Origin of the sequence: Sphingopyxis sp. PET50 (genome assembly GCF_025244705.1) — a bacterium.
In the GTDB taxonomy this organism is placed as follows: domain Bacteria; phylum Pseudomonadota; class Alphaproteobacteria; order Sphingomonadales; family Sphingomonadaceae; genus Sphingopyxis.
Genome location: NZ_CP104207.1, coordinates 2,063,522 through 2,079,688 on the forward strand (window position 1 = coordinate 2,063,522; position 16,167 = coordinate 2,079,688).

The 16,167-nt window shown below is 67.4% G+C and carries 18 protein-coding genes and 1 tRNA gene; 6 read left to right on the top strand and 13 right to left on the bottom strand.

Annotated elements, in window-relative coordinates; all coding sequences use genetic code 11:
* Window positions 1–17: 17 nt before the first annotated feature.
* The 3 genes from N0A20_RS10905 (at window position 18) to N0A20_RS10915 (ending at window position 2,121) form a co-directional block, all read left to right on the top strand.
* The gene (locus N0A20_RS10905; protein ID WP_260580445.1) at window positions 18–746 is read left to right on the top strand and encodes a FadR/GntR family transcriptional regulator; all 729 of its coding nucleotides are present in this window, start codon (window positions 18–20) and stop codon (window positions 744–746) included.
* Window positions 747–838: 92 nt separating this feature from the next.
* On the top strand, window positions 839–1,600 hold the full coding sequence (fdhD, locus tag N0A20_RS10910; protein WP_260583900.1) for a formate dehydrogenase accessory sulfurtransferase FdhD: 762 nt from the start codon (window positions 839–841) through the stop codon (window positions 1,598–1,600).
* Window positions 1,597–2,121, top strand: coding sequence for a molybdenum cofactor guanylyltransferase (locus N0A20_RS10915; protein WP_260580446.1), 525 nt, complete (start codon window positions 1,597–1,599; stop codon window positions 2,119–2,121). The genes fdhD and N0A20_RS10915 overlap by 4 nt, the downstream gene beginning before the upstream one ends.
* Here the strand turns inward: N0A20_RS10915 and N0A20_RS10920 are convergent.
* Genes N0A20_RS10920 through N0A20_RS10925 form a run of 3 tightly spaced genes read right to left on the bottom strand, consistent with a single transcriptional unit; the run spans window position 2,116 to window position 5,017 of the window.
* Window positions 2,116–2,559 carry a DUF1345 domain-containing protein gene (locus N0A20_RS10920; RefSeq protein WP_312846649.1) on the bottom strand — a complete coding sequence of 148 codons (444 nt, stop codon included), beginning with the start codon at window positions 2,557–2,559 and terminating at the stop codon, window positions 2,116–2,118. The two genes, N0A20_RS10915 and N0A20_RS10920, sit on opposite strands and share 6 nt — an antisense overlap.
* Complete coding sequence (locus tag N0A20_RS20150) at window positions 2,487–2,768, bottom strand: hypothetical protein (protein WP_312846664.1); 282 nt, start codon at window positions 2,766–2,768, stop codon at window positions 2,487–2,489. Before N0A20_RS20150 ends, N0A20_RS10920 begins: the two co-directional genes overlap by 73 nt.
* Window positions 2,765–5,017 carry an FdhF/YdeP family oxidoreductase gene (locus tag N0A20_RS10925; RefSeq protein ID WP_260580447.1) on the bottom strand — a complete coding sequence of 751 codons (2,253 nt, stop codon included), beginning with the start codon at window positions 5,015–5,017 and terminating at the stop codon, window positions 2,765–2,767. The genes N0A20_RS20150 and N0A20_RS10925 overlap by 4 nt, the downstream gene beginning before the upstream one ends.
* 92 nt (window positions 5,018–5,109) lie before the next feature.
* Between N0A20_RS10925 and N0A20_RS10930 the strand changes: the two genes are divergently transcribed.
* Together N0A20_RS10930 and N0A20_RS10935 are read left to right on the top strand one after the other, a co-directional pair.
* Complete coding sequence (locus tag N0A20_RS10930) at window positions 5,110–6,210, top strand: DNA alkylation repair protein (RefSeq protein WP_260580448.1); 1,101 nt, start codon at window positions 5,110–5,112, stop codon at window positions 6,208–6,210.
* 106 nt (window positions 6,211–6,316) lie between these two features.
* Complete coding sequence (locus N0A20_RS10935; RefSeq protein ID WP_260580449.1) at window positions 6,317–6,865, top strand: pseudouridine synthase; 549 nt, start codon at window positions 6,317–6,319, stop codon at window positions 6,863–6,865.
* 22 nt (window positions 6,866–6,887) lie between these two features.
* On the opposite strand, the gene N0A20_RS10940 is transcribed toward N0A20_RS10935, so the two are convergent.
* The 9 genes from N0A20_RS10940 to N0A20_RS10980 form a co-directional block, all read right to left on the bottom strand.
* Window positions 6,888–6,964, bottom strand: a tRNA-Met gene (locus tag N0A20_RS10940).
* Between the two features lie 76 nt (window positions 6,965–7,040).
* A complete protein-coding gene (locus tag N0A20_RS10945; protein WP_260583901.1) occupies window positions 7,041–7,520 on the bottom strand; it encodes a 2'-5' RNA ligase family protein in 480 nt (159 codons plus the stop codon).
* 230 nt (window positions 7,521–7,750) lie between these two features.
* The gene (locus N0A20_RS10950) at window positions 7,751–8,503 is read right to left on the bottom strand and encodes an alpha/beta fold hydrolase (RefSeq protein WP_260580450.1); all 753 of its coding nucleotides are present in this window, start codon (window positions 8,501–8,503) and stop codon (window positions 7,751–7,753) included.
* Entirely contained in the window at window positions 8,500–8,889 is a 390-nt protein-coding gene (locus N0A20_RS10955; protein ID WP_260580451.1) for a hypothetical protein, read from the bottom strand. The genes N0A20_RS10950 and N0A20_RS10955 overlap by 4 nt, the downstream gene beginning before the upstream one ends.
* Window positions 8,890–8,897: 8 nt before the next feature.
* Window positions 8,898–9,839, bottom strand: coding sequence for an endolytic transglycosylase MltG (gene mltG, locus N0A20_RS10960; protein WP_260580452.1), 942 nt, complete (start codon window positions 9,837–9,839; stop codon window positions 8,898–8,900).
* A 247-nt stretch (window positions 9,840–10,086) separates the two neighbouring features.
* Window positions 10,087–11,346 carry a beta-ketoacyl-ACP synthase II gene (fabF, locus tag N0A20_RS10965; RefSeq protein WP_260580453.1) on the bottom strand — a complete coding sequence of 420 codons (1,260 nt, stop codon included), beginning with the start codon at window positions 11,344–11,346 and terminating at the stop codon, window positions 10,087–10,089.
* Between the two features lie 182 nt (window positions 11,347–11,528).
* Complete coding sequence (locus tag N0A20_RS10970; protein ID WP_184100156.1) at window positions 11,529–11,765, bottom strand: acyl carrier protein; 237 nt, start codon at window positions 11,763–11,765, stop codon at window positions 11,529–11,531.
* A 45-nt stretch (window positions 11,766–11,810) separates the two neighbouring features.
* A complete protein-coding gene (locus N0A20_RS10975) occupies window positions 11,811–13,010 on the bottom strand; it encodes a serine hydrolase domain-containing protein (protein WP_260580454.1) in 1,200 nt (399 codons plus the stop codon).
* Between the two features lie 31 nt (window positions 13,011–13,041).
* On the bottom strand, window positions 13,042–14,304 hold the full coding sequence (locus N0A20_RS10980) for a M48 family metallopeptidase (RefSeq protein WP_260580455.1): 1,263 nt from the start codon (window positions 14,302–14,304) through the stop codon (window positions 13,042–13,044).
* Window positions 14,305–14,485: 181 nt separating this feature from the next.
* On the opposite strand from N0A20_RS10980, the gene N0A20_RS10985 reads away from it, so the two are divergent.
* A complete protein-coding gene (locus N0A20_RS10985; RefSeq protein WP_260580456.1) occupies window positions 14,486–14,743 on the top strand; it encodes a hypothetical protein in 258 nt (85 codons plus the stop codon).
* 588 nt (window positions 14,744–15,331) lie between these two features.
* Here the strand turns inward: N0A20_RS10985 and N0A20_RS20155 are convergent.
* The gene (locus N0A20_RS20155; RefSeq protein WP_312846528.1) at window positions 15,332–16,141 is read right to left on the bottom strand and encodes a VOC family protein; all 810 of its coding nucleotides are present in this window, start codon (window positions 16,139–16,141) and stop codon (window positions 15,332–15,334) included.
* Between the last annotated feature and the right edge of the window lie 26 nt (window positions 16,142–16,167).

The following is a 16,167-nucleotide window of genomic DNA, read 5'->3' on the forward strand; positions in this document are numbered from 1 at the left end:
TTGATAATCCTGCCGATATGAGGGTGACGAAGGCGGCATCGCTGGCCGACGATCTGGTCCAGCGTTTCGAACAACAGATCGAGGTGGGCGAGATGGCCCCCGGCGCGCGCTTCCCGACCGAGAAGGCGATCACCGAGGCGTTCGGCGTCAGCCGCACCGTCGTGCGCGAGGCCTATTCGCGTCTCGCCGCGCGCGGCCTGCTCGTGTCGCGCCGCGGTTCGGGCGCCTATGTCGCCGACGGCGCGCGCTATCGTGCCTTCCAGATCGCCGCCGACGAATTCGGCGAGATCGAGGATGTGCTGCGCCTGCTCGAAATGCGCATGGGGTTCGAGGCCGAAATGGCCGACCTTGCCGCGCGCCGCCGCACCGATGCCGATCTCGACGCGATCCGCGACACGCTCGATGCGATGGAAAACAGCGCCAATGTCGATGAATCGGTCGCCGCCGACGCCGCCTTTCACGCCGCGATCGCCGCCGCGACGCGCAACGATTATTTCCTGCGCTTCACGCAATTCCTCGGCGTGCGCCTCGTCCCCTCGCGCAAACTCTATCTGCAGGGCAGCGACCGGCAGCGGCACCAGCAATATGCGCGCACGATCAACCGCGACCATCAGGCGATCTTCGATGCGATCGAAGCGGGCGATCCCGCCGCGGCGCGGCGCGCGGCGCGGCGCCACATGGACAAGTCGATCGCCCGCTATCGCGCGATGCAGGACGGCTTGCCGGCGGAGCCCGCCACGGGCTGATCCCGCAAGGCTTGCGTGCACAGCGCAAGCTCCTAAGGCATGGGCATGACGCAAGGGCAGTCCGTTTCGATGGCGATGCGGCCAAGCTCGACCTGACCGGGACCGGCGACACCGACATTCTGCGCGACGTACCCGTAGAGGCGCCGGTGTCGGTCGAAGTCGGCGGTATCGGCTATGCGGTGATGATGGCGACGCCCGCCGACCTGGAAGATTATGCGACCGGCTTCGCGCTGGCCGAAGGGCTGGTCGAAACGCCCGCGCAGATCCGCGGCATCGACGTGCATCCGATCGAAGGCGGCGTGGCGCTGCGCATCTGGCTGCCGCCCGAGCGGACCGAAATCGCGCTCGAACGCGCGCGCAGGCGGGTAAGCGAAAGCAGCTGCGGACTGTGCGGAATCGAGAATATCGAACAGGTCCTGCGTCCCCTGCCCCACGTGACGGCGCGGATCGCGACGACGCGCGACGCCATCGCGGCAGCGCTCGCGGCGCTGCCCGATCATCAGTCGCTGAGCCGCGCCACCGGTGCAGTCCATGCCGCCGCTTTCTGTTCGCCCGATGGCGCCATCCGGCTGGTGCGCGAGGATGTCGGGCGGCACAATGCCCTCGACAAATTGATCGGCGCGCTGGCGCGGGGCGGGATCGATCCCGGCGCCGGGTTCATTCTGCTGTCGGCACGCTGCAGTTACGAGCTGGTCGAAAAGACGGTGCGCGCGGGCTGTCCGATGCTGGTCACCATCTCGGCCCCGACCAGCCTCGCCGCCGAGCGCGCCGCAGCGGCCGGTCTGACGCTCGTCGTGCTGGCGCGCCGGGATTCGGCGCTGATCCTGTGCGACGAACAGGGCATGATCCGATGAAGACGCTCGGCGCGGTGCTGGCGGGCGGGCGATCCACGCGCTTCGGGTCGGACAAGGCGGTTGCCATGCTCGCGGGACGGAGCCTGCTCGATCACGCGCTGGCGGCGCTGCGCCCACATGCCGATGCGGTCGTCGTCGCCGGACGCGCGTTCGATGGCCAACCCCCGATCGCCGACTGGTCGGCGCCCGGCATGGGGCCGCTCGGCGGCATCGCAGGGGCTCTGCGTTACGCCGCCGACGCGGGCTTCGACCAACTGCTTTGCATCCCGGTCGACTGCGTCCGCCTGCCCAACGGCCTGCGCGCGCTGCTCGAACCCGCCCCCGCCTATCTCGAAAGCCAGCCGGTGATCGGCCTGTGGCCGGTATCGCTATGCGCCGAGCTGGAACTTCTGTTGACGGGCGAGGAAAACCATTCGGTACGGCACTTCGGGAGCCGCGCTGACGCGCGCGCCGTCTCCAGCGACTTCGTCCCGCCGAACGTCAACAGCGCCGCCGATCTCGCCCGGCTGGCGGAGCTATAGCCCGCCGAGCGCGTTCACGGTGAACGCCAGGATTCCCATGTTGAACAGAAACGCCGCCATGCAATGCCCCAGCACGACGCGGCGCATATGCCCGCCGGTCACGCTGACGTCGGAGGTCTGAAAGGTCATGCCGAGCGTGAAGGCGAAATAGAGGAAGTCCCAATAGTCGGGCTCGTCCGTGCCCGGCACCTCCAGCCCGCCCCGATCGTGCTTTCCCTCCTGCAGATAGAAGAGGTGCGCATAGTGAAGCGTGAACACCATGTTCGCGAACAGCCAGGCGAGCGTCAGCGTGGCGACGATCAGCACGATGTCGCCGCGATCGAGCGTGCCGGGGCTGACGATCAGCGCGCCGACGGTGAAGAGAATCACCAGCGACAGCAACGCCGAAATGGCAAGCAGCCCGGCACGGTTCGCGTCATTGTCCTGCGAACGCCGCAGCGCATCGCGGCGGCATCGGACGACAGCAGCGGAACGATCGAGGCCAGAAAGACGAACGCCGCAGCGTCGAACCCGAGCAGCAGGGCGGTGCGCGGATCGCAGCCCATCGCACAGGCGGCGCCCGATGCGACGACCAGTACGGCAGCGAAAATCAGGAAACGAACCGGTGCGATATGCCGCCCCGGTGCGAAACCCCGCTTGGGCGTCACGCGGTTGCGGCCTCGTCGGCGACGATCCGCACGGGGATCGACTTCGCCGCGGGCGTCCCGCTGATCTTGTCATAGTAGCCGAGCGGCAACAGCGGATTGAGTTCGGGATAATAGCCCGCCACCGCGCCGCGCGACATCGGGTAGTCGAGCAGGGTCAGCCCTTCGACGCGGCGTACAACACCGTCCTCGCTGAACGTCTCCAGCGCCACGTGGGCACCGGCGACAAAACCGCGCGCCTCGCGGTCCTCGGCATTGACGAACAGCACCATCCGGTCGCCATACACCCCGCGATAGCGGTCGTTATAGCTGTAGACCGTCGTATTGAACTGGTCGTGCGAGCGCACCGTCGCGAGCCGCAGCATGTCCGGATCAGCGACCGGCGCATTGGCATGCAGTCCCGGCAGGATCAGGAAATTCGCCTTGCCGTTCGGCGTCGCCCAGACGCGGCGGCGCGGCGGAATGTCGAGATGGAAGCCGGCGGGGCTCCTGATCCGCTCCGAAAAACCCTCGTAGAGCGCGGGATAGACGGCGGCGATCTTGTCGCGGATCGCGTCATAATCGTCGATGTAGCGCGCCCAGTCGACCTTGCTGTCGGGCAAGGTTGCCATCGCCATGCGGCAGACGATCTCGGTCTCCGGCAGAAGATGCTCGCTCGCCGGATCGAGCACCCCGCGCGAGGCGGTGACGTTCGACATCGAATCCTCGATCGTCACGAACTGCTCGCCTTTCGCCGTCTCGATCCGTTCGGACCGCGCGACCACCGGCAGGATCAGCGCATCCTCGCCATGCACCAGGTGCCCGCGGTTGAGCTTGGTCGCGATTCCGACGGTCAGCTTCAGCTTGCGCATCGCGGCATAGGCGCGCTGGGTATCGGGCACCGCGCGCACGAAATTGCCGCCGAGCCCGATGAAGACCTTCGCCGTCCCCGCCTGCATCGCCTCGACCGATTCGACCGTATGGTGGCCATGTTCGCGCGGCGGCTCGAAGCCGAAGACTTCGCGTACCCGGTCGAGATAAGCTTGGCCCGGTTTTTCATCGATGCCGACGGTGCGGTCGCCCTGCACGTTGGAATGGCCGCGAATCGGCGAGATGCCCGCGCCGGGCTTGCCGTAATTGCCCTTGAGCAACAGCAGGTTCGCGACCTGCTGGACGAGCCGCGATCCCTCCTGATGCTGGGTGATGCCCATGCCGTAGCAGACGATCGTCGCGTTCGAGCGGATATAGATTTCGGCGCAGCGGCGAATCTGCTCTTCGGATATTCCCGACACCGCGACGATTTCGGACCATTGCTGCGCGACGATATCCTCGCGCAACGCCTCGAACCCCGTCGTGTGTTCGGCGATGAAATCGCGGTCGAGCACCGCCTCGCCCGCCGCGTCGCGCTCGAACAGCACCTTCATCATGCCCTTGAGGAAGGCAAGGTCGCCGCCGATCGCGATATGGACGAATTCGCTGCTGATCGCGGTGGAGCCAAAGGTCGCCATCTGCACGACGTCCTGCGGCTCGGTGAAGCGGATCAGCGCGCGTTCGGGCATCGGGTTGACCGCGACGATCGGTACCCCGCGCTTGCGCGCCTCGACCAGCGGAGTCATCATGCGCGGCGCGTTGGTGCCCGCATTATGACCGATCAGGAAGATCGCCTCGGCATGCTCGAAGTCGCCCAGCACCACCGTGCCCTTGCCCACTCCGATCGACTGCGGCAGCCCGCGGCTCGTCGGTTCGTGGCACATGTTCGAACAGTCGGGAAAATTGTTGGTGCCGAACTCGCGCACGAAGATCGAATAGAGGAAGGCGGTCTCGTTCGCGGTGCGGCCCGAAGTATAGAATTCGGCCTCGTTCGGATCGCCCAGCGCACGCAGATGTTTCCCGATCAGCGCGAAGGCGTCCTCCCAGCTCACCGGCACATAATGGTCGGTCGCGGCGTCGTAACGCATCGGCTCGGTCAGCCGGCCCTGCATCTCGAGCCAATAGTCCGACTGTTCCATCAGTTCGGTGACGCTATGCCGCGCGAAAAAGTCGCGCGTCACGCGGAACTTCGTCGCCTCATGCGCCAGTGCCTTGGCGCCGTTTTCGCAGAATTCAAGCGTCTTCTTGCAGTCGGCGTCGGGAAAGGCGCAGCTCGGGCATTTGAAGCCGCCGGGCTGGTTCATCGACAGCAGCGCCCGCGATCCCTTGCCGACGACGCTCTGTTCCATCAGCACCTTGGCGGTCGCCGCGGCCGCGCCCCAGCCATGCGGCGGGGCTGTCATATCTCTTATATCGCGGCGTGCCATCGGACATGGTCGCGAAAGCCTAGCGCATTTTCCGCGCGCTGTATCTATAAGCTTCGCAGGCGCCCGACATGACCAGCGACAATTCCCCCGCCCTGCTGAAGGACATACTCGGCGCCCAGGCGCTGGCGACGATCGCCGACGCCGGGACGGCCGCATCGCCGCGTTTCGACCGCCCCGTCTTTCTCGCCGCCGCGACCCGGGGTCTCGACGCGCTCTCGATCATGGAGCGCGTGCGCCATATCGCCGACGCGCTCGCGGTCGCGCTGCCCGCCGACTATGCCGCCGCGCTGCCGATCGTCCGCGCGATGGGGCCGCGGTTAAGCCACGGGTTTCAGGCCGTCGCGGTCACCGAATATGTCGCGCGCCAGGGCCTGGGCGATTTCGACGCGTCGATGGCGGCGCTCGCCGAACTGACGCGATACGGCACCGCCGAATTCGCGATCCGGCCCTTCCTCGCGCAGGACCCCGGCCGCACGCTTGCGGTCATGCTCGACTGGACGCGCGACGCGAACGAGCATGTCCGCCGCCTCGCCAGCGAAGGCTGCCGCCCGCGCCTGCCCTGGGCCGCGCGCGTTCCCGCGCTCAAGGCCGACCCGACGCTCGGCGCGCCGATTCTGGAGGCGCTGAAGGCCGATCCTGCCGTCTATGTCCGCAAATCGGTCGCCAACCATCTGAACGATATCGCGAAGGACCGCCCCGACTGGCTGCTGGGCCGCCTTGCCGGCTGGTCGCAGGACGAGGCGGCGACCCGATGGATCGTCCGCCACGCGCTGCGCACGCTCATCAAGGCAGGCGATCCGCGCGCGCTGGCGCTGATCGGCGTCGGACATGGTGCGGAGGTGGCGGTAGGCAGCTTCTCCATCGAACCCGCCACGATCCGCCTCGGCGACCAAATCGCGATCGCCGCCGACATTGCCTCGACGGCCAGGGAAAGCCAGCGGCTTGTGGTCGATTATCGCGTCCACTATGCGCGCTTGGGCGGCAAGACCGCTGCCAAGGTGTTCAAATGGAAAGGGCTCGACCTCGCCGCTGGCGAAAATGCGGCGCTGGTCATCCGCCAGACGATCCGCGATTTCAGCACCCGCCGCCACCATCCGGGGCGGCATCAGGTCGACCTGATCGTCAACGGCCAGGTGATGGCGACCGCCGCCTTCGACCTGCTGCCGTAACGCCGCGCCCGCGCGGCGCGGCAGCGGCGCGAGCGGCGGGCGGCCGGGGCGCATGTCGGTGACGCGCCATCGCCTTTCGCGGTCGCACGGGCTACGAAAGCGGGCGATGGCGCTGATCCTGTTCAACAAGCCCTATGACGTGCTCAGCCAGTTCACCGACCGCGGCGGCGCGGGATCGGCGCGGCGCACCCTGTCGGACTTCGTCGCCGTGCCGGGCGTCTATCCCGCGGGGCGTCTCGACCGCGACAGCGAGGGGCTGATGCTGCTGACCGACGACGGCCGGCTGCAGGCCCGGATCGCCGACCCCAGATACAAGATGCCGAAGACCTATCTGGTGCAGGTCGAAGGCGAGGCGGCGGAGGAGGCGCTGGCGGCGCTGCGGCGGGGCGTGCGGCTGAAGGATGGCCTGACCCGTCCCGCCGCCGCCGAGCGGATCGCGGACCCGGAGCCGTGGCCGCGCGACCCGCCGATCCGCGTCCGCAAGAGCGTGCCCGACAGCTGGATCCGCCTGACGATCTCCGAAGGCCGCAACCGCCAGGTCCGCCGCATGACCGCCGCCGTCGGCCTTCCGACGCTGCGGCTGATCCGCTGGTCGATCGGCGACTGGACGCTGGAGGGTCTGGCACCGGGCGAATGGCGCGCTGTCCGGCCTTGATGTCGATTGTCGGACAGGATGGTGGTAGCGGAGGAGGGACTCGAACCCCCGACACGCGGATTATGATTCCGCTGCTCTAACCGGCTGAGCTACTCCGCCCCGAAAGGGTCGCCGCTGCGGGCGAGCAGCGCCTATAGATAGGCGGTGGCGCCCGGTCAATATGCTCGCTCGCCCTTCAGCTTCTGCCGCGAAAATTTCGTGTGGCCACGGTCTCCCAGGGGCCGCCGCGGTAATAATGCGCCGCGAGTCCGGCGATCGCCAGCGGCCGGGCGCGGAAGTCGCGGCGCAGCTCGGCGAGCAGCGCTCTGGCGGCGGCAGACGCGACCTTGTTCTGCACCGTGATGTGAAGCCGCGGCACGCCGCGGTCCTGTGCCGACAGCGAGCCCGCGAACCAGTCGGCGATGGCTTCGCGGATGGCGAGCAGCGCCGGGCTGTCGACGCGATAGGCGACGCCGCGATCCAGCGAGATGACGCCACCGATCGCCGCGGGCGGCGGGGCGCCGGCGGCGATCGCCTTGAGCAGCCGGTCCAGCTCGCCGAGGCACGACGGCGGCAGTTGATGGAAGAGGGTGATGTGCGCGCGGAGGCGATTGCGGCCAGGCGGATAGTGACGGGCGCGCAGCGCATCGAAGACATGCTGGTCTGCCGCGCCCATCGTCGCGGTAACGATGATGGGCGCGGCGCCAGAGACCCGGCCGGGAGGGGGGATGACCGGATCGCCTGTCACGAGAAGGGATGGGCGCGGCAAGCGGGAGGGGGATGGCCGTCGTCCATGGGACACTCTGTCTCGCTCGCCATGCATCTGGCGAATCCCGCGGAAAATCGCCAATCGATAAATTGCATAACAATAATCGTATAAGGCGATGACATATTATTATCCAGAGCTTACGCGCCGTTCCAGAAGGCCCGGAGCGCCGCCGCGACCTGTTGGGGGCGCTCCGCGATCGCCCAATGTCCTGCCCCTTCGATCACCGTCAGCGGCGTTCCGGTGTTGGCCGCGAAGCGCCGCGCGACCGACAATTCGACATAGGGGTCGCCTTCGCCCCAGATGAGCGCGCCCTTCGCGGGCAGCCTGGGAATGTCGAGCGCCCAGTCGTGCGCGAAGCTCAGCCCCTTGGCCGAGCGATAGAGTTTCAGGATCGCGCGGCGCTTGTCCTTCGACGCCCATTGCGCGGCCTCTTGCGCGGCGATCCCGGCGGGCATCCCCGCAGCGGCCAGCCCCTCGGCGAGCTTCGCGGGCTTGCTCAGCGCCATGAAGATTTCGCCGAGTAGCGGCGTGTTCCAGATGCGCGCCAGCCGGTGCCCGCGATAATCGGGGTCGATCACCGCGTTCGAGATCGCCCAACTGCGGATCAGGTCGGGGCGCAGCATCGCGACGCGCTGCGCGATCAGCGCGCCCCAGTCGTGGCCGACGATGTCGATCGGGCCGTGCGCCGCGAACAGCGCCTCGGCCTCGCGCACCGCCCAGTCGGCATAGGCTTCCTTGGTGGCGGGAAAGCCGGCGGGCAGCGGCGCGGTAAAGCCGGGCAGCGCGGGGACGGCCACCGGCGTGTCGCCAAGGCCGAGTTCGCCGAGCAAAGGGTCCCAGATCAGCGGGCTGTCAGGGACGCCATGGAGGAACAATTTCGCGGTGGTCATCGTTTCTCCAGCTTCCTTGCGCTGTCCAGCACATAAATGGTGTCGATGCTGCATTCGAGAAACCGTGGCTCTCCGCGCACGATGACATAGGCCGACGAGGATATGCCGGGAAATTCGGCGATCGAGCTATAGGTGGGTGGATGGACCTTCGCCTTGGCGGCGATGCGCACCGCTCCGGCAATCCGGTATCGCTCGCCGTCAGCCGGGACAATGGCCTCGATGGCGGGGGTTCGGCCATAGACGTCGATGCACCGATCATCGCTCGCGCCCGGTTCCCGGAGGATCATCCCGCTATTGATGCGAACGGCGTAATATATCCGCTCGTCATTATCTTTGGCACTGGAAATCGGACTGCCGGACAGGCCGAGCAAGAGCGCGAGGGCCATGCAGCGCCTCATTCCATCTCGCCCCGGTCACGGCGCAGCTGATACCATTTCTGCACATTGGCATTATGTTCCGACAGCGTGCGCGCGAAGATATGGCCGCCGTCGCCCTTGGCGACGAAGAAAAGATAGTCGTTCGCCTCGGGGTCGAGCGCCGCGGCGATCGAGGCCTTGCCGGGGTTGGCGATCGGCCCCTTGGGCAGGCCCGTCATGGCATAGGTATTATAGTCGTTCACCGCCTGGATTTCGGAGCGCAGGATGCGGCGGCCGAGCGGCTTGCCCCTGGTGATCGGGTAGATGATCGTGGGGTCGGCTTGGAGCTTCATGCCGACGCCGAGGCGGTTGGTGTAGACCCCCGCGACGGTGCGGCGTTCGGCGGCGACGCCGGTTTCCTTTTCGATGATCGACGCCAGCGTGATCGCCTCGTTGCGGTCCCTGGCGGCGCTGCGCGGGCTGCGCTTTTTCCACAGCTCGTCGAAGGCCTTGTCCATCGCCGCCTGCATCCGTTTCACGACCGCAGCGCGGCTTTCGCCGGTGGTGAAGGCATAGCTGTCGGGCAGGATGCTGCCCTCGGCCAGCACGGGAATCTCGCCGGTCAGCCGCTTTTCGGCCATCAGCCGGTCCCAGACCATGATCGAGGGCATGCCCTCCGGAATCATCACCAGCCGCTGGATCGTCTTGCCCGACTGGAAGAGTTTCAGGATGTCGCCGGCATCCATCCCCTTTTCGATCCGGTACTCGCCGGGCTTGATGGGGTCGCTCGAGCCGAAGAAGCGTGCCTCGTTGCGGAAATCCGCGGCCGAGACGATGCCGGCCTCTTCGAGAATCTCGCCCGCTCTGGCGATGCTCGCGCCCTGCGGGATCACGACCTCGGCATCCTTCGGCGCGCCGCCCGAGCAGGCGGCGAGCGACAAGGCGAGGATGACGATCGTCAGCCAGCGGAACAAATGCACCCGATTCTCTCCAACGCCGCGCCTTAAAGAGACAAAAGATACGGTCGCACCGACCGAAACTGTCTCCTTTGTCGCCTTAACACCGGTCCTCCGGCAGGTCGTGTCGAGGGGTAAAGCATGGCGGGATAATGTAGGAAAGAGGTTTTACGGCATTCCCGTAAACCGTCATTGCGAGCGAAGCGAAGCCATCCAGGACAGTGTAAATACGCTCTGGATGGCTTCGCTTCGCTCGCAATGACGAAGGGATTCAGTCCACCGCCTTGACGATCAGGCTGGCATTGGTGCCGCCGAAACCGAAGCTGTTGTTCAGCGCCGCCTTGACCTTGCGCTTCTTCGCGACCTTGGGGACCAGATCGGCGCCCTCGGTGCCCTCGTCGGGATTGTCGAGGTTCAGCGTCGGCGGCACCACCTGGTCGCGGATCGCGAGGATGCAGAAGATCGTCTCGACCGCGCCCGCGCCGCCGAGCAGATGGCCGATCGCCGACTTGGTCGAACTCATCGACACATTGGCCATCGCGTCGCCGAACAGCCGCTTCACCGCGCCGAGCTCGATCGTGTCGGCCATCGTCGAGGTGCCGTGCGCGTTGATATAGTCGATGTCGGCGGGGGTCATGCCCGCCTTCTTGAGCGCCGCCTGCATCGAGCGATAGGCGCCGTCCATTTCGGGGTCGGGCGCGGTGACGTGATAGGCGTCGCCCGACAGGCCGTAACCGACGACCTCGGCGTAAATCTTGGCGCCGCGCGCCTTGGCATGCTCATATTCCTCGAGCACGACGACGCCCGCGCCCTCGCCCATCACGAAGCCGTCGCGGTCCTTGTCATAGGGGCGGCTGGCCTGCTCGGGGCGGTCGTTGTAGGTCATGTTGAGCGCGCGCGCCTGCGCGAAGCCCGCGATGCCGATCGGGCAGATCGTCGCCTCGGCGCCGCCCGCAAGCATGATGTCGGCATCGTCGTCGCGGATCATCCGCGCCGCGTCGCCGATCGAATGCGCGCCGGTCGAGCAGGCGGTGACGACCGCATGGTTCGGGCCCTTCAGTCCATATTTGATGCTGACCTGGCCCGAGATCAGGTTGATCAGGCGGCCGTGGACGAAGTGCGGCGAAACGCGGCCCGGCCCCTTTTCAGCGAGCAACAGGCTCTCGCTCTCGATGCCCGGCAGGCCGCCGATGCCCGAGCCGATCGACACGCCGGCGCGCAGCTTCTGCTCCTCGGTCAGTTCGGCGAGGCCCGCATCCTCGAGCGCCTGTCCGGCGGCGTCGATGCCATAGATGATGAAGGGATCGACCTGGCGCTGCACCTTGTGGTCGACGCGCTTGCCGGGGTCGAAGCCATATTCATGGTTCGTCGGCTTCACCTCGCAGGCGATGGTGCATTTCTGGTCCGACGCGTCGAAATGGGTGATCGTCCCCGCGCCGGATTTGCCGGCGATCAGATTGGCCCATGTGGTTTCGACGTCGCCGCCCAGCGGCGTCACCAAACCCAAACCCGTCACCACAACCCGGCGCATAATCATTCCTTTCGTCGGTCCCCGTCCCCGCGGGAGGCCGCATCATTTGACCCGGCGCGCTTCTAGAGGAGCCGCGCGCATAAAAAAAGCTTCCCGGTCGCTGCGCGCAGGCGCTCGAGACCGGGAAGCCGGAAATCATGGGCGGCGTCGCCGCCGCATCCGGCAACGCCGGACAGGCCGTGTCAGCCCTTGTTCGCTTCGATATAGTCGATCGCGTCCTTGACGGTGGCGATCTTTTCCGCCGCGTCATCGGGGATTTCGACGCCGAATTCTTCCTCGAACGCCATCACCAGTTCGACGATGTCGAGGCTGTCGGCGCCCAGATCGTCGATGAAGCTCGCTTCCTCGGTGACCTTTTCGGCTTCGACGCCCAGATGTTCGACGACGATCTTCTTAACCTTTTCGGCCGAATCGCTCATGCACAATTCCTTTTTCTGACTATGGCGTGAATGTTGGGATTTGCCCTAGTGCGCGGTGGCTGGGCTGGCAAGAGGGCTGGCATCGGCCGTCCGGCGCAGCGCCGCATCGACCAGCCGTTCCTCGGCGGCACTATAAGCCGAACGCTCCCCCTTCTCTCCCTCCGGCACCTGGGTGGTGAAATAGGCAATGCCTTGCCCGCGTTCAAGGTCGAACCACAGCCCCGACCGCAGGCCATAGGCGTCGCCCGAATGGCCGAGCCGCAGCCGCCCGTCGCCGAACAGATCGTCGCGGCACGCCGGACCGGCGAGCGCCGGGCCGCCCGTGCTGTGCATCGCGAGGCCATATTCGCAGAAGAATCCGCCGGTCCCCTCGCCGCTCGCGGGATGCACCGGCGCCATCGCCTCCAGCCGCGCGAGGCTGTCCGGCGTCAGGAATCCGTCGCCGCGGCGCAGCAGCATCACGCCGATACGCGCGAGGCCGTTGGCGGAAATGCGCAAGCCGCCCTGCGGGCTGAACCCCGCGCCGTGCCGGCCAAGGCGATAGGTGGAAAGGTCGCAGCTGCCGTCGGCCGCAGGCACCACCGGACAGGCAGGGCGGCGCCCTTTCAGATCGTCGCGCTGGACGCCGCCGTCGGCGCCATACAGCACCACCGCGCGCGCCACCGCCGCGTCGCTGCATGTCGTCCAGTTGAAGCAGGCGTCGAGCGTCAGCGGCGAAAAGACCAGCCGTGCCATCGCCCGGTCGAACCGCTCGCCGGTCGCCGCCTCGATCACCGCCGCGACCACCGGATAGTTGAGATTGGCATAGGCGAAATCGCCGCCGGGCGGCCGCGCGAGGTCCCAGGCCCGCGGATCCCTCAGCACCGCCTCCAGATCGGTGCCGAGCGGGAGGGCATAGTCTACAGCGTCGGTCAGCCCCGCGCGGTGCCCGAGCAATTGCGCCAGCGTCACCGGCGTGTCGGGATGCCCCGGGGCGCGTAGCCGCCAGCCGAGATAGTCCGACACATCGCGGTCGAGATCGAGCGCCCCCGCCTCGACCAGCCGCATCACCCCCAGCGCGACGACCAGTTTGGAAATCGAGGCGATCCGCGCGGGATCGTCGGCGGTCAGCATCCACCCCGCGTCGCGGTCCGCCATGCCCTCGACGACGCGCGTCTCGACCCTGCCCTCGCGGTCGAACGCCACCGCGACCGAAGCGGGCGGCGGCGCGGCGGCCAGCGTCAGGGCGGCGAGCGGGGTCAGCATCGCGCGATCCTGTTCGCCGCGCCCCCCGCTGTCAATTGGCGGGGCTGGCTCCGGCGGCTGCGGACGGCGGCCCGACGACGCCCGATTCGCGCAGCGCCGCCGACGCCCGCGCGATCACGGCGGGCGTGATCATGAACTGGCGCAACACCACTTCGGGCGGCGCGTTCGCGGGCTGGCGGGTGTAGGCGAGCAGGCGGCGCCACAGCGCGCGTCCTTCGTCCAACCGGCCCATTCGCGCCAGCACGACCGACCGCACCATCATATATTGCGGTTCCAGGTTGCTCGGCGACGGCATGCGGTCGAGCAACGCCAGCGCCTCGGCCTGCTCGCCGCGCTGCGAGCGCAGAAAGGCCAAAGTCACTGCGGGCACCCCGGCGTGCGAGTCGTCGAGCAGCACCGACCGCGTGAGCAGCGCCTCGCCCTCGGCGGCAAGCCCGCAGGATGTTTTGAACAGCCCCATGAATCCGGCCATGTCGGGATCATAGGGGTTGAGCTCGACCGCAGCATTGCCCATCGCGACGCCGCGCTCGCAATTGCCCGCATAGAAATGCGCCCGCGCCATCGCGAATATGCCCGCCGCGCTGTTGGGGGCCGCGTCATAGGCGCGCCCGGCAAACGCCTGCGCCTCGGCAAAAGCTTCCCGCCCCTTGGGGGTCGCGCGCAATTGCTGCCAGTCGCCGAAACGGAGCAGAGCCAGCGCTCCCAGCGGCACCGGGTCCCCCGGCATGTCGACCAGCGAGGCGCGCAGGCAGGTGTCGACACGCCGCGCGGTTTCGGGATTGCGCATCTGCCGCAGCCGGTTGAACTGCGCGAGGCACGGGAAACCCGGGGCATAATTGTCGGGCTGGCGCTGCAACTGGTCGCGCACGATGACGCCATAGTCGCCCGCCATCTGCGCGATCGCGGGTTCGAGCCCCCGAAACTCGGGAATATCCTCGTCGCTCAGCCGGATCTGCTGCGACCAGATCGCGCGGTCGTCGGACACGCGGTTGAGCACCAGCGTGACGTCGGCGGCGCCCTCGGTCGTGCGGACGAGCGAAGCGTCGAGCCGATAGTCGGCGGGCGTGCTTCGCGCCGCGGCGCCGGGCCGCGCGGCCGACAACAGCTGCACCAGTTCGAAACGCCGCAGCCCGTCGCGCAGCTTGCCGTCGAGCGCACGCGCCATCGCACGCGACGGCCCGGTGTCGTCGGCAGCAACATTGCTCATCTCGATCGCCGGCATCGCGACGAAATCCTCGCCCAGCAGGCGCCCGTCCGACCGCGCGAACCACCAGCCCGCGAATGCCGCGAGCATCAGCGCCGCCACAAAGCCCAGCCAAGGCCAGATGCCGCGCGGCGCGGCGCGCGGCGGTCTGCGCCGCGGTCGGCGTCCGCGGCCCCGCGTTCGCCGCCGATCCGCCGGAAGCCGCCTCGGCACGATCCTCATGCCCGGCCCCCGCAGCCTCGGCGGTCCTGGAACTCGGCGGCGCGGTGCGATGCTGTACGACGATCTCGTAGCTGCCTTGCGGCACCCGCAGACGGTGCAGCCATGGCGTCTCGGCATAATAGCGGTCGAGCAGGTTGCGCAGCCGGCCGACCATGACACGCGGATAGCTGTCGATCGCGGGATCGAAATCGGCACTGCGGCCCAGCGCTTCGGTCGCGATGGCATAGGCCTTGGGCGCGGTGCGATTGCCCTGCAACCGATGGTCGGCCAGATATTGCAGCAGCCGGGTCAGCACCGGCGAACGTAAGAACAGCGGCGAGATCGAGCAGGCGCGCGAGTTCCGCCGCGACGATCTCGCTTTCGGCGGCATCGGGGCCGGTATTCTGGTCAGGGCTTACGCTCGTGCGGTCCATGCTACCCCCAAATGCCCCGGCGGGGGCCACGGCGCGGTAGATACGCCAATAACCGAGTGCGACCAGCCGTTGTTACTTCCATGTAACGGTAACAACAAAGGGCGGTTTTATAACATAAAATTGCGCCGGACCCAAGAGCGCGGGCAAAAAGCCGAAACGAGGTTAAAATTTCCTTAGCGAATTGCAACAACCCGCTACGTGACCCGATGTAACTCAACGACTTGTCCCATTTCGGTCATTCTGTGATGGTGGTGACGTCCCCTATGACGTTGCCGTCTGGCCCGGGCCTTGCCCGGGAAGACGAATTGAGGCCGATGAATCGATAGGTGCGAGCTGGTCCCTGGCATCCATCGCATGATTTGCCGGCTTCATACACAGCGACTTCGCCGGGCGGCGAAATGGCCCCACCCTTTTCGCCGCCCGGCAAGTCCATCCGTCCCTTGCCGCCCAAACATCGGGCGCCCCTGTCCGGCGCGCCATCTTCATCGCTTGTGCCGCGCATAGAGGCGAAGCGCCAGCGCGGCAAGGAAGAGCGGCGCCAGAACCCGGCCTTCGACATGATAGGCGGGGTCGGCGTGGATCGCGCGGCTCGTGTAGCTGATGACGAAGATCAGCCAGACATAATGGATGCCGATGCGGTGCAGCCATGTCCACCACCGCCCCAACAGCCGCTGCGACGCGTCGTTCGACGTCAGCGCCATCAGATAGATCAGCAAATAGGCCAGCCCACCGCCGACCAGCGTCGACACCGGGCGCGGGCGGAAGACGATGATGTTCACCAGCAGCGCGGCGAGATGGATCGAATGCGCGAGCGCGAAGCCGAGCCCCCATTGACGCCGCCGCTTGAGCAAGGCCGCGGTGACCGGCCCCGGCCACAGCCGCCAAAGGCTGGAAGCCAGATAGGCGACAAGGAAGACCGGCGCCGCGGTCCGCGCCGTCCAGCGCGCGGCGAGGAGCGCCTGCTGCGGCGGCCCCTCTCCGGCGAGCAGCGCCGCGGCGACCGCGACCAGCCCTGCCGCGAGTCCCGCAAGCAGCGGCGTCCGGCGCCGGTCGAGCCAGGCGGCGCTCAGGCCGAGCCCGATCCGGAACGCGCAAAGCTTGTTGCCGTCGGGATCGCGGAAATAGGCGGCATAAAAGGCCTGCGCGCCTTCCTCGCCGCGCACGCCCGGCGGCCCCTCGCACGTCCCGCCGAGTTCGAGCGCCCTGGCGTGCAGCGCATCGACCTTGGTCCGTTCGTCGACGGCGATCGCCGCCATGTGGCCGTTGCCCCGATCGGTGGGCTTGGCCGTCATAGGGCCGCGTCACCGCGATCCCCGGC